The organism is Kitasatospora sp. NPDC093102 (assembly GCF_040683915.1).
Classification (GTDB): Bacteria; Actinomycetota; Actinomycetes; order Streptomycetales; family Streptomycetaceae; genus Kitasatospora.
The window spans coordinates 13,891-25,733 of sequence record NZ_JBFBFA010000031.1 but is presented as its reverse complement, the minus strand read 5'-3'; the positions used below and the strand labels follow the sequence as shown (position 1 = coordinate 25,733).

At 71.4% G+C, this 11,843-nt stretch carries 11 protein-coding genes and 1 tRNA gene; 6 read left to right on the top strand and 6 right to left on the bottom strand.

All coding sequences use genetic code 11. The annotated features are described in order from the left end of the window. The first annotated feature begins 21 nt into the window (after positions 1 to 21). The 4 genes from AB0O11_RS28600 (at position 22) to AB0O11_RS28585 (ending at position 3,737) form a co-directional block, all read left to right on the top strand. Positions 22 to 999 carry an FHA domain-containing protein gene (locus AB0O11_RS28600; protein ID WP_363392511.1) on the top strand — a complete coding sequence of 326 codons (978 nt, stop codon included), beginning with the start codon at positions 22 to 24 and terminating at the stop codon, positions 997 to 999. A 192-nt stretch (positions 1,000 to 1,191) separates the two neighbouring features. After that, positions 1,192 to 2,109 carry an ABC transporter ATP-binding protein gene (locus tag AB0O11_RS28595; protein ID WP_363392509.1) on the top strand — a complete coding sequence of 306 codons (918 nt, stop codon included), beginning with the start codon at positions 1,192 to 1,194 and terminating at the stop codon, positions 2,107 to 2,109. Continuing rightward, entirely contained in the window at positions 2,106 to 3,242 is a 1,137-nt protein-coding gene (locus AB0O11_RS28590) for an ABC transporter permease (RefSeq protein WP_363392507.1), read from the top strand. Before AB0O11_RS28595 ends, AB0O11_RS28590 begins: the two co-directional genes overlap by 4 nt. Before the next feature lie 90 nt (positions 3,243 to 3,332). Then, positions 3,333 to 3,737 carry a globin gene (locus tag AB0O11_RS28585; protein WP_363392505.1) on the top strand — a complete coding sequence of 135 codons (405 nt, stop codon included), beginning with the start codon at positions 3,333 to 3,335 and terminating at the stop codon, positions 3,735 to 3,737. A 99-nt stretch (positions 3,738 to 3,836) separates the two neighbouring features. Here AB0O11_RS28585 and AB0O11_RS28580 read toward each other — a convergent pair whose 3' ends face one another. The 5 genes from AB0O11_RS28580 to AB0O11_RS28560 all read right to left on the bottom strand — a co-directional run bounded on the left by AB0O11_RS28580 (position 3,837) and on the right by AB0O11_RS28560 (position 9,552). Then, positions 3,837 to 4,523, bottom strand: coding sequence for a hypothetical protein (locus tag AB0O11_RS28580; RefSeq protein ID WP_363392641.1), 687 nt, complete (start codon positions 4,521 to 4,523; stop codon positions 3,837 to 3,839). 35 nt (positions 4,524 to 4,558) lie between these two features. Then, positions 4,559 to 5,002, bottom strand: a complete 444-nt coding sequence (locus AB0O11_RS28575; protein WP_363392503.1) for a thioesterase family protein — start codon at positions 5,000 to 5,002, stop codon at positions 4,559 to 4,561. 127 nt (positions 5,003 to 5,129) lie between these two features. Next, positions 5,130 to 6,794, bottom strand: coding sequence for an energy-dependent translational throttle protein EttA (gene ettA, locus AB0O11_RS28570; RefSeq protein ID WP_363392501.1), 1,665 nt, complete (start codon positions 6,792 to 6,794; stop codon positions 5,130 to 5,132). A gap of 351 nt (positions 6,795 to 7,145) precedes the next feature. Then, on the bottom strand, positions 7,146 to 8,579 hold the full coding sequence (locus AB0O11_RS28565; protein ID WP_363392499.1) for a Cys-Gln thioester bond-forming surface protein: 1,434 nt from the start codon (positions 8,577 to 8,579) through the stop codon (positions 7,146 to 7,148). A 352-nt stretch (positions 8,580 to 8,931) separates the two neighbouring features. Next, entirely contained in the window at positions 8,932 to 9,552 is a 621-nt protein-coding gene (locus AB0O11_RS28560) for a single-stranded DNA-binding protein (protein WP_363392497.1), read from the bottom strand. Positions 9,553 to 10,219: 667 nt separating this feature from the next. On the opposite strand from AB0O11_RS28560, the gene AB0O11_RS28555 reads away from it, so the two are divergent. Beyond that, positions 10,220 to 10,295: transfer RNA gene (locus AB0O11_RS28555), tRNA-Arg, on the top strand. Positions 10,296 to 10,545: 250 nt separating this feature from the next. Here AB0O11_RS28555 and AB0O11_RS28550 read toward each other — a convergent pair. Then, positions 10,546 to 11,154 carry a TetR/AcrR family transcriptional regulator gene (locus AB0O11_RS28550; protein ID WP_363392495.1) on the bottom strand — a complete coding sequence of 203 codons (609 nt, stop codon included), beginning with the start codon at positions 11,152 to 11,154 and terminating at the stop codon, positions 10,546 to 10,548. A gap of 75 nt (positions 11,155 to 11,229) precedes the next feature. Between AB0O11_RS28550 and AB0O11_RS28545 the strand changes: the two genes are divergently transcribed. Continuing rightward, the gene (locus AB0O11_RS28545; RefSeq protein WP_363392493.1) at positions 11,230 to 11,784 is read left to right on the top strand and encodes a GNAT family protein; all 555 of its coding nucleotides are present in this window, start codon (positions 11,230 to 11,232) and stop codon (positions 11,782 to 11,784) included. The last annotated feature ends 59 nt before the right edge of the window (positions 11,785 to 11,843 follow it).

The following is an 11,843-nucleotide window of genomic DNA, read 5'->3' as shown; positions in this document are numbered from 1 at the left end:
TCCCCGCCTCCGCACGGGGCCATGCCCCCGCACGGGGCCGTCCCGCCGCAGGCCGGGCCGCAGGGCCTCACCGCGGGCCTGACGGTCTGCCCGATCTGCCGCAGCCCGCAGACCGGACGGTTCTGCGAGGAGTGCGGCTACGACTACGAGCTCTCCACGCCCTCGCGCCGCCAGGTGCCCGGCGCCGGCCACACCCCGCCCGGCCCGGCCCAGCAGCCGCCGCTGAACATCCCGGCGTCCTACGGCGGCACCCCACCGCCGGCCCCGACCGGCCAGGACCCGTACGGTCACGCCCCGGTCGGTCAGCCGCCGCTCGGCCAGCCTCCGCTCGGACAGCCTCCGCTCGGACAGCCTCCGGCGGCCCAGCAGGCCGTCGCCCCGCCCGCCCCGCAGCAGCCGCACACCTACGGCTACCCTCCGCCGGAGGGCGCGTTCCCCGACACCTCGGTGCGGGAGGACTCCGGCCCGGTGTACGCCCATCCGGCCGGCCCCGGCCCGAACAGCCGCGGCGGCGACTTCGGCACCTCCTTCAACCTGGCCCCGCCGCAGCCGCAGCAGCCCCAGGAACCCGCCCCGGCCGAGCCGGTACGGACCAACTGGATCGCCGTGGTGTCGGCCGACCGGGACTACTTCACCGAGATGATGGCCCGCAGCGGTCCCGAGGCGGCCGGCCTGTTCTTCCCGCCGTACTGCCCCGAGCGCCGGATCCCGCTGACCGGCCGCGGCCAGCTGCGGATCGGGCGGCGCAGCCAGCACCGCGGCACGGTGCCGGAGATCGACCTGTCCGTACCGCCGGAGGACCCGGGCGCCTCGCACCAGCACGCGCTGCTCGCCGAACAGGCGGACGGCAGCTGGGTCCTGGTGGACCAGGACTCGACCAACGGCACCACCATGAACGGCGGCGCGGAGCCGATCGCCCCGCACACCGCCGTGCCGCTGAACGACGGCGACCGGATCCACATCGGCGCCTGGACCACCATCACCGTGCACCGCGGCTGAACGACGGCCGACCGTCAGCTGAAAGTCCATCGGGCAATTCGCCCGATGGACCGCCGGTGACAACTCCGGCCGGGCCGGGCGGAATTCGACATCCGCCCGGCCCGGCTTTGTTTGCCCCCCTCCTCAAAATATCCGCAAATTCGCTGTCCCGGATGTGCACAAGAGCCTTCACAACCCCTAGGCTCAGGGCACATGACTGCTGCTATATCCGCTGACGGCATCCGCCAGCGGTACGGGGATGTGCAGGCCGTCGACGGGGTGTCCTTCACCGTCGAGGCCGGCGAGTTCTACGGGATCCTGGGCCCCAACGGCGCCGGGAAGACCACCACGATGGAGATCCTGGAGGGCGTCCGGAAACCGGACGAGGGCCGGGTCCAGCTCCTGGGCATGGAGCCCTGGCCGCGCAATCCGAAACTGCTCCCGCGAATCGGCGTGCAGTTCCAGGCGTCCGCTTTCTTCCGGAAACTGACGGCCCGGGAGACCATCCGCACCTTCGCGTCGTTCTACGGGGTCGGCCCCAAGCAGGCCGACGCGATGCTGGAGCGGGTCGGCCTCTCGGACAAGGCCGAGACCCTGACCGACCAGATGTCCGGCGGCCAGGCCCAGCGCCTGTCGATCGCCTGCGCACTGGCCCACGACCCGGAGCTCGTCTTCCTGGACGAGCCCACCACCGGCCTGGACCCGCAGTCCCGGCGCAATCTCTGGGACCTCCTGCGGGACATCAACGCCGAGGGCCGCACGGTCGTGCTGACCACGCACTACCTGGACGAGGCCGAGGTGCTCTGCGACCGGGTCTCGATCATGGACCACGGCAAGATCCTGCACACCGGCGCCCCGGCGGCGCTGATCCGCGAGATCGACGACACCGTCCGGATCAGCGTGGCCTCCGGCCAGCTCCCGCTCGACCGGGCCCGGGAGCTGCTGACCGCGGCCGGCGCCGACATCGCCACCCTGGAGGACGACACCGTCTCGCTCTCCGTCTCCACCCGCCTTCCCGCCCCGGTGCTCAGCGTCCTGGCCGAGCAGAACGCGCTGCGCGGCCTGGAAGTGCGCGGCGCCACCCTGGAGGACGTCTTCCTCCAGCTGACCGGACGGGAGTTCCGCGCATGACCGCCACCATCCCCACCGAGCCGCAGGCGTCCGGCCGGCGCGGCGGCCCGGCCGCCGGCGAGCGGGAGCGGGTCAGCGCGTTCTGGAGCCTGTCCCGCGCCATGCTGCTCGGGATGAAGCGCGACCGCACCGCGACCTTCTTCATCCTGCTGTTCCCGCTGGTGTTCCTGGTGTTCTTCGGCACCGTGACCAAGAGCTCCGGCAGCCCGCACGCCAAGGTGGCGCAGGTCGGCGCGGTGAAGCTGTTCGACTCGATCCAGGGCGACGAGCGGGCCGGACTGGACAAGGTCCTCACCGTCACGAAGACCGACGACGAGGCCGCCACGCTGGAGAAGGTCCGCAAGGGCGACTACGACGCGCTGATCAAGCAGGGCCCGGACGGCAAGGTCGAGCTGCGCTACACCGCCGCCGACCAGGTCCGCGCCGGCGCGCTCCAGGGCATCCTCAACTCGGTGGTCCAGAACGCCAACCAGGCGGCCACCGGTCAGAAGCCGGCCTTCGTGCTGGACTCCCAGCAGGTCGAGGACAAGTCGCTCAAGCCGATCCAGTTCCTCACCCCCGGCCTGCTCGGCTGGGCCGTCGCCACCGGCGCGGTGTTCGGTGCCGCGCTGACCCTGGTCAACTGGCGCAAGTCCAAGGTGCTGCGCCGGCTGCGGCTGGCCCCGATCAGCGCCGGCACCGTGGTCTCCTCCCGGGTCCTGGTCTCGCTGCTGACCGCGTTCCTGCAGACCGCCGTCTTCCTGGTGGTCGCGACCAGCTTCTTCGGGCTGAAGCTCACCGGCAACTGGTGGCTGGTCATCCCGCTGGTGGCCTGCGCGACCCTCGCCTTCATGTCGATCGGCCTGCTGGCCGGCTCGGTCGCCAAGACCGAGGAGGCCGCCAACGGCATCTCGCAGATCATCGTGCTGCCGATGTCCTTCCTGTCCGGCTCGTTCTTCCCGCTGGACGGCGCCCCGGGCTGGCTGAAGACCGTCTCCGAGGTCATGCCGCTGCACTACCTGGTCAACTCCGCCCAGTCGGTGCTCACCCGCGGCGGGGGCGTCATGGACGCCCTGCCGACGATGGGCGGCCTGCTGCTCTTCGCGGCCGTGCTGACCGGCATCTCCTGGAAGCTGTTCCGCTGGGAGGACTGACCCTCCCCGGTCGACATCCACCGATCCCGACGGGGTCGTACGCCTTTGGTCCCGGTGTACGACCCCGTCGGCGTCTGCGACCATGGTCGGGTGAGAGAGATCCGGCGAGGCACGTTGAGCGAGGAGACCTTCTACGACCAGGTCGGCGGTGAGCCGACCTTCCGGCGGCTGGCCCACCGGTTCTACGAAGGCATCGCCGAGGACGAGTTGCTGCGGCCGATGTACCCCGAGGAGGACCTCGGGCCGGCCGAGGAGCGGATGGCCCTCTTCCTGATGCAGTACTGGGGCGGCCCGCGCACCTACAGCGAGCGGCGCGGCCACCCGCGGCTGCGGATGCGGCACGTGCCGTTCAAGGTCGACAAGGCCGCGCACGACGCCTGGCTCACCCACATGCGGGCGGCCGCGGCGAGCCTGGAGCTGCCGGCCGAGCACGAGCAGCAGCTGCTCGAGTACCTGACCTACGCCGCCGCCTCGATGATCAACACCCCGGGCTGAGCCCGTTCCCGGAGCCCGTACGCCGTGCTGCCGGACCGGGGCTACCGGACCGGGGGCCAAGGGACCGGGGCTACCGGACCGGGGGCCAAGGGACCGGGGCTACCGGACCGGGCTGAGCCCCAGCCCAGCGCCCGGCGCGGCCACGGTGCGCACCGCCACCGAGCCCGCCGGGGCGCTCAGCCGCAGCCAGCCGCCCGCCCGGTGCACGGTCAGCGGGGCGCCGGGCTTCAGGAAGCCGATCACGTACGCGGCGTGCAGCGCGCGCAGCGGCAGCTCGGGCAGCACGGTCACCGGGCGGGACCAGATCTCGTCGGCCAGCGCGTCCAGCGCCGCTCGGCTCTGGTGGTGCGCCGGGACGGCCTCGCTGCGCTCGCGGAACTCCTGTACCCCGGCCATGAGTTCGGGGTACACCTCGGCCGCCGGCGGGGCGCCGACCGGGCGCCAGCCGGTGCGCGGCGGCAACAGCCCCGCCCAGGCCGGGCCGGTCACCGGCGCGGGCAGCACGACGGTGCCCGCCTCGGCGTCCACGCCGTCCAGCAGTTGGCCCGCCGAGACGGTCAGGTCCACCGGCTCGTCCAGGCCGCCCAGCCGCACGGTGCGGATCGCCAGCACGCCCGAACCGCCCAGCGGCAACCGTCCGAAGACCGCCAGCACGCCGTCCCCGTCGCCCGGTCCCACCGCCTGGAGCCGGACGGCCGCCGCCCGGTCGAAGCGCAGCAGGCGCAGCAGGAAGGCGGAGAGGTCGGCGGCCTCCCCGGTGTCGGCCAGGGCGAGACGGGCGGTGATGGTCACAGCGGTTCAGCTCGAATCGTCAGGTGGGGTCAGACGGCGGCGACGGCCGGCTCTTCGTCCATGAAGCGGCCGAGGAACTCCCGCTCCACCGGCGAGATCCGGCGCGGCCGGCCCTCGGCCAGATCGTAGGGGACGACCACGGTGGACGCCCGGACGTACACGACGTCGCTGCCGTCCTCGGCGACGTCCTTGATCTCGTACGAGACGGTCAGCGAGGCGCCGCCGATCTTCGTCACCCAGGTCTCGATGGTGACCGGCTCGGGCCGGTGCACCAGCGGACGCTTGTAGTCGATCTCGTGGCGCGCCACCACCGAGCCGCCCGCGAACTCCCCGGCGCCGGCCGCGGCGGCCTGGGTGAACATGAAGTCGATCCGGGCCTCCTCCAGGTAGCGCAGGAAGACCACGTTGTTGACGTGCCCGAAGGCGTCCATGTCGGACCAGCGCAGCGGGCAGGCGTAGATGTGGCGAGCCACGGGAGTTCTCCTCGGTGTCCGGTCACCCGCCGCCGTGCACCGCCGGTGCGGCGGACGGTGGCGACGGGCCGCGGCCCGGCAGGCCGCCCCGGAGGGCAGTCTGCCGGGCCGTCGTGACGGCTGGGTGTCAGCCTCGGGTCAGCTTCTTGTACGTGGCCCGGTGCGGGCGGGCGGCGTCGGCGCCGAGCCGCTCGATCTTGTTCTTCTCGTACGACTCGAAGTTGCCCTCGAACCAGAACCACTTGCTGTCGCCCTCGTAGGCGAGGATGTGGGTGGCCACTCGGTCCAGGAACCAGCGGTCGTGGGAGATGACCACGGCGCAGCCGGGGAACTCCAGCAGGGCGTTCTCCAGCGAGGAGAGCGTCTCGACGTCGAGGTCGTTGGTGGGCTCGTCGAGGAGCAGCAGGTTGCCGCCCTGCTTGAGGGTGAGCGCCAGGTTCAGGCGGTTGCGCTCACCACCGGAGAGCACACCGGCCGGCTTCTGCTGGTCCGGGCCCTTGAAGCCGAAGGCCGACACGTAGGCGCGGGACGGCATCTCGACCTGGCCGACGTTGATCCAGTCCAGACCGTCGGAGACGACCTCCCAGAGGGTCTTCTTCGGGTCGATGTTGGCGCGGGTCTGGTCGACGTAGCTGATCTTGACGGTGTCGCCGACCTTGACCGTGCCGCTGTCCGGGGTCTCCAGGTCCTGGAGCATCTTGAACAGGGTGGTCTTGCCGGCGCCGTTCGGGCCGATGATGCCGACGATGCCGTTGCGCGGCAGGGTGAAGCTCAGGTCGTCGATCAGGACCTTCTCACCGAAGGCCTTGTTGAGGTTCTCGACCTCGATGACGATGTTGCCCAGGCGCGGGCCCGGCGGGATCTGGATCTCCTCGAAGTCCAGCTTCCGCATCTTGTCCGCCTCGGCCGCCATCTCCTCGTAGCGGGCCAGACGGGCCTTGGACTTCGCCTGGCGCCCCTTGGCGTTGGAGCGGACCCACTCCAGCTCCTCCTTGAGGCGCTTGGCGCGCTTCGCGTCCTTCTGGCCCTCGACCTTCAGACGCGACTGCTTGGTCTCCAGGTAGGTGGAGTAGTTGCCCTCGTAGCCGATGGCGCGGCCGCGGTCGAGCTCCAGGATCCAGCCGGCCACGTTGTCCAGGAAGTACCGGTCGTGGGTGACGGCCACGACGGTGCCCTTGTACTTGGCCAGGTGCTGCTCCAGCCAGTTCACCGACTCGGCGTCCAGGTGGTTGGTGGGCTCGTCGAGCAGCAGCAGGTCCGGGGCCTCCAGCAGCAGCTTGCAGAGCGCGACGCGGCGCTTCTCGCCACCGGAGAGCTTGGTGACCGCCCAGTCGCCGGGCGGGCAGCCCAGGGCGTCCATGGCCTGCTCCAGCTGGGCGTCCAGGTCCCAGGCCTCGGCGTGGTCCAGCTCCTCCTGGAGCTTGCCCATCTCCTCCAGCAGGGCGTCCGAGTAGTCGGTCGCCATCAGCTCGGCGATCTCGTTGAAGCGGTCGAGCTTCCCCTTGATCTCCTTGACGCCGTCCTGGACGTTCTCCAGGACCGTCTTGGTCTCGTCCAGCGGCGGCTCCTGGAGCAGCATGCCGACGGTGAAGCCGGGCGAGAGGAAGGCGTCGCCGTTGGAGGGCTGCTCCAGGCCGGCCATCATCTTCAGCACGGTGGACTTACCGGCACCGTTGGGGCCCACGACGCCGATCTTCGCTCCGGGGAGGAAGCTGAGCGTCACGTCGTCAAGGATGACCTTGTCTCCGTGAGCCTTGCGCACCTTGCGCATCGTGTAGATGTATTCCGCCACGTGAGATCGCTCCGGCGTCGTCGGGAGTAATTCGGCTTGCAGCCTTCCATTGTGCCGCACCCGGCCCGGAGCCCCGAATCGCCCAGGTGACCCCACAGGGGTATCCGCAGCCGCTTCCCACCGGCGGGAGCCCGGCGGCCCGGCTCCCCCTCCGCCACTGCCGCCCCACATCCGGAAACACGACGGCCCGGTTCCGCCCCTCGGCCCCCTCACCACGGCCGGAGCCGCTCCCCGCCCCGCACAGCGCGACGGCCCGGCTCCCCGCAGCAGGTGCGGGGAGCCGGGCCGGTTGCCGCTCTCAGGGCCTCGGGAGGTCAGTGCCTCCCGGCCCGCTCGGGCGGTTCAGTCGGTTCAGGCGGCGCTGCGACCGTGGCGGCCGCGGCGGCGCAGGACGAAGACGGCGGCGCCACCGGCCACGACCAGGCCACCGGCGACGGCGGCGAGGATCGGGGTGGAGTCATTGGCACCGGTCTGGGCCAGGCCACCGGTGCCCGGGGCGGCACTGGTGGTCGCCGGGGCGGGCTGGCCGGCGCCGTTGCTCGGGGTGCCCGACGGGGCCGCGCTCGGGGTGCCCGACGGGGTGCCGGTCGCGGCCGGGGTGGTCGGGGCCGGGGTCGGGGTCACGCCGACCTTGCAGTCGAGGACGCCCGTGAACTGCTTGGAGTAGCCGTTCGGGCCGGTCACGGTGAAGTCGTAGCTGGTCTTCTCCTCGACCTTGACCAGCACGGTCTCGGTCTTGCCCGGCTGGACGGCGACCTGCTGCTTGCCGACCGTCACGGTGGCGGCCTCGTCACCGGTGTTGGTGACGGACACCCGCACGCCGCCGGCGGCGCACTCCTCCTTGGCGGAGCTGTCGATCAGCGCGCCCTTGCCCTGCTTCCAGGTGGCCTTGGCGCCGGCCGCGACGTTCACCTTGGTGGAGCCGGCCAGGATCATGGTCTGGCTGTGGCGGCCCTGGTTGTCCACCTTGCTCATGAAGACCCGGCCGCTGAGGACGTTGGCCTCGGCGGTGGCGTTGATGGCGGCCTTGCCGTCCGGGGTGCCGGCCGGCACGTCCAGGTACAGCGGGGTGTCCTTGCCGATCGGACCGGTCAGGCTGCCGTTGACCGGCTTGTTGTCCTTGTCCAGCAGCTTGATCTTGTCCGCGGCGTCACCGGTGACGCTCAGCTTGACCTCGTTCGCGCTGGAGTTCAGCAGGAACGGGCCGAGCTTGCCGCCCGACTTCCCGGAGACCGAGTCCGGAGCGAGGGTCAGCGAGGGCTTGGGCTCGGCCGCGACGCCCTTGTTGGCGTCGCCGACCAGGTAGTCGCGGAGCTTCTTGGCCTTGTCGTTGCGCGGGATGGCGTTCTTGTTGTCCGAGAACTTCCAGATCGCGGCCTGGGTGCCGGCGGCGGCGTCCGCGTCGCTCAGGCCGTCGACGTGGATGGCCGTGGCCAGGGAGGCCAGGCTCGCCTGCGGGTACGAGTTGTCCAGGATCCAGCGGATCTTGGGGGCGTTGGCGTTGCTGTTGAGGGAGCTCGCCGCCCAGTCCGCCTCGTGATACTTGGCGTTGCTGTCCAGGTAGACCGGGTTGTCGAAGTCGATGCAGTACGTCCGGAGCTTCTCGCCCGCGCCCGTCTTGAGGGTGAACAGGCCGCCGTCGACGGTCCGGCCGTCGACCTCGACCTTCTCGCCGAGCATCTCGTTCTGGACTTCCGCGGTCACGCCCGAGGCCGGGGTACCGGCCGCGGCCGCCGCACCGGCTGCGAACAGGCCACCGCCCAGCGCCAAGCTGGTCGTGAGCATGACAGTGGTTATCCGGGACAGACTCCGCCCCTGCCTCTGAAACATCTGGGATCCCTCCGGGCCCGGCCGCACCGAGTGGGCAGCCCGCCGACTTGCCGTTCCGCAAGTGCCCCCTGTGGCACAGCTGCGGTATGAACCAGACGATCCTATTGAGCCCCGGAGGCCTCGAAACCCCCATGCGAAATCAGGACGATTCCGTATCTGGATCGTTATCAATCCCCTCGGGTCCCACACAAGTTGACGGTCGGCCGGAAAACCGCCGGTCGTTTTCTGTTATCCGGCCGGATTGCGCGTGCGGGCGCAACAACCTTCTCGATCAACATATTTGTCGACAGGGAAGGTCACCGACCCGTCAGGTCAGGGCGCCTGCGGCGTCACCTCCCCGCTCCCTCTCGGCCACCTCGCCCGACTCCCCGGTGGCCACCCTCCCGCCCGGCGGCAGCGCCCGCACGACCGGCGCCGCGACCGCCGCCGGGGCTGCCGAGGAGGGCGACCCGGACGCCACCGCGGAGCTCCTGCGCGCCTCCACCGCGCTGACGATCCACTCCGGCACCGCCTCGCCCCCGGCCTCCGCCCCGGCCGGCCCGGCACCACCCGGCGGCTGCCCGCGCACCCCCGCCGCCCACCGGAACGCCGTGGTACCGCGGGTGAGGTCGTGTCCGACCGATCGGGCGTCGATCTCGGCCCGACTCCGCCTCACCTCTCCGTCCATCCACTCGCGCACCCGCAGCCGGCCGCTCACCAGCACCGGATCGCCCTTGGCCAGCGAGCCGATCAGGTTGACCGCCAGTGCCCGCCAGGCCGTCACCGCCACCCACTGCGTCTCGCCGTCCACCCAGCACTCGCGCTGCCGGTCGTACCGCCGCTCGGTGCAACCGAGCCGGAAGCTGGCCATCGGCACCCCGCCGCTCGTTTCGCCGTAGCTCACCTCCGTCGCCACATTGCCGATCACCGTCACGTGCGTCTCGCTCACGGCACACCCTCCGTTCTCACCGATGCACCGTACGGAATCGATCGGTGCGCCTTGAGCGTGCACTCGGGAAGAAATCCCGGCGACCGACTTCCGAAATCCTGTGGATAACTCGGGCCTGTGGAACTGTTGTCACTCGCGGGGGTGAATTTCAGCGTTCCGCCGCCGCTTCGACCCCCATCTCTTCGCGGCCATGACAACAAACCCGCTGCTCCTCGCCCCGCCGGCGCACCCGGGAGCCCGCCCCGGAACCCGCCCGGGAACGCTCTCCGGAACGCACCCCGGCAGGCGTCCGCGCACGTCATCCGACCGGCGCAACCGCGATTAAGGCCCCCACCCGCACCGTCGGCGACGCATTCTCCGTGCCGAATCCATAACGGGTGAGGAGGCAGCCCCGTAACGACTGCACAACGTCCGGCTCGGAACACTCCCAGACCGCTGCACTCACGGCCTTCACCTGCGATTATCGGACCGCCCCACCGAACCGACACACCGACGGCGGTGTCGTCACACCCGGCCTGGGAACTGGACACCCTTATCCTGTCCCCGACAGGGCGAGGGCCCACCACCCCCACCCCCACCCTCAGGCACGGGGCCGGACAGCGCGCGCCCCGGCGCTCGCCAGCCCGATCCCGGCCACGGTCGCGCCCGCCAGGGCGCCGCCCGTCCCGCCCCCATAGCTCAGCGGATAGAGCACCCGCCTTCTAAGCGGTAGGTCGCAGGTTCGAATCCTGCTGGGGGCACCACCCGCCAATTCCGCAGGCCACCACGCCGACGGACACTTTCCGTGCCCGTTCCGGACCAGTCGGTGATCCCGCGCACCAACCGCCTACGCACCCGCTGCACAGAACTCGCGACCATACGTGTCGTGGCCGCCGCGGAAGCGGGGCCGAAAACAGGGTCAACCGGAACAAGCGGAATTCCCGGCGAATCCCCACCCGAACGCACCGGTCCGCCCCGACCGGGCCGGGCCACCCCCGACCGGACCGCCCCGGCCTACGCCGCCAGCCCGGCCAGATAGGCGTCCAGCAGCTCCGCCTGGCGCTCCGCCGGGAAGTCCTCCGGGGCGAACAGCGCCTGGACCACCAGGCCCAGCACGAAGGCCTGCGCCCCCGCGGCGAGCGCGGCCGGGTCGGCCTGCGCCGGGAGCTCCCCCAGCCGCTGGGCGTCCGCGACGTGCTCCGTGAGCGCCGTGCGCGAGCGTGCGTAGCGGCCCGCGTGCGCGGCCGCCAGCTCCGGATCGGCCAGGGCGTGGTCCCAGGAGCCGACCCAGATCCGGTTGTCGGCCGCGGACTCGCCGTCCAGCGGCAGGACGTCCAGCAGCGACGCCCGCACCCGGGCCAGCCCGGCCGGCGGCAGGCTGCCGTCGGTGGGGGCGGTGCGCCGGGGCCGGCCCAGCGAGCGCCGGTCCAGCTCCTCCAGCGCATGGCTCAGCAGCGCCCGCTTGTTCGGGAAGTAGTGCGTCAACAGTCCGGTGGAGGCGCCCAGTTCGGCGGCCACCGCGCGCAGGGTCAGCCCCTCGAAGCCGCGGGTGGAGAGCACTCGCCACACCCCCTCGGAGACTTCCGAGCGGCGGGCGTCATGGTCTCCACGGGCCGGTGTCATGGGGGCTATCGTACATACCAAACGTTTGTTATGAATGATCCAGCCAACCTCAGCACCACCCGTGAAAGGCCGCCCGTGTTTGCCGTACCGCTCACCGAGAACGCCGAACTGCGCCCGCTGGAACCCTGGCAGGCCCCCGAGTTCCTGACCCACCTCGACCGCGCCCGCGCCCACACCGACCCGTGGATCCCCTGGGCCACCTTCTCGGTCGACCTCGACTCCGCCCGCGCCACCCTCCAGCGCTACGCCGACGGCCTGGCCGCCGACCAGAAGCGGATCTACGGCATCTGGCTGGACGGCACGCTGGTCGGCGGCGTGATGTTCGTGAGCTTCGACGCCCGGTCCGGCGTCTGCGAGATCGGCGCCTGGACCGAACCGGCCGGCGAGGGCCACGGGCTGATCACCGCCGCCGTCAAGCAGCTGCTCGACTACGCCTTCGTCACCCGCGGCATGCACCGCGCCGAGTGGTGGTGCTCCTCCGTCAACGCCCGCAGCCGGGCGGTCGCCGAGCGGCTCGGCATGACCCGCGACGGCGTGCTGCGCGAGTGGTACCCGTACAACGGGGTCCGCTACGACAAGGAGATCTGGGCCATCCTGGCGCCGGAGTGGACGGCCACCCGCCAGGGCTGAGCCACCCGCGAACACGGCGGGGCCCGGTGGACAACCCCGTTCCACCGGGCCCCGCCGCT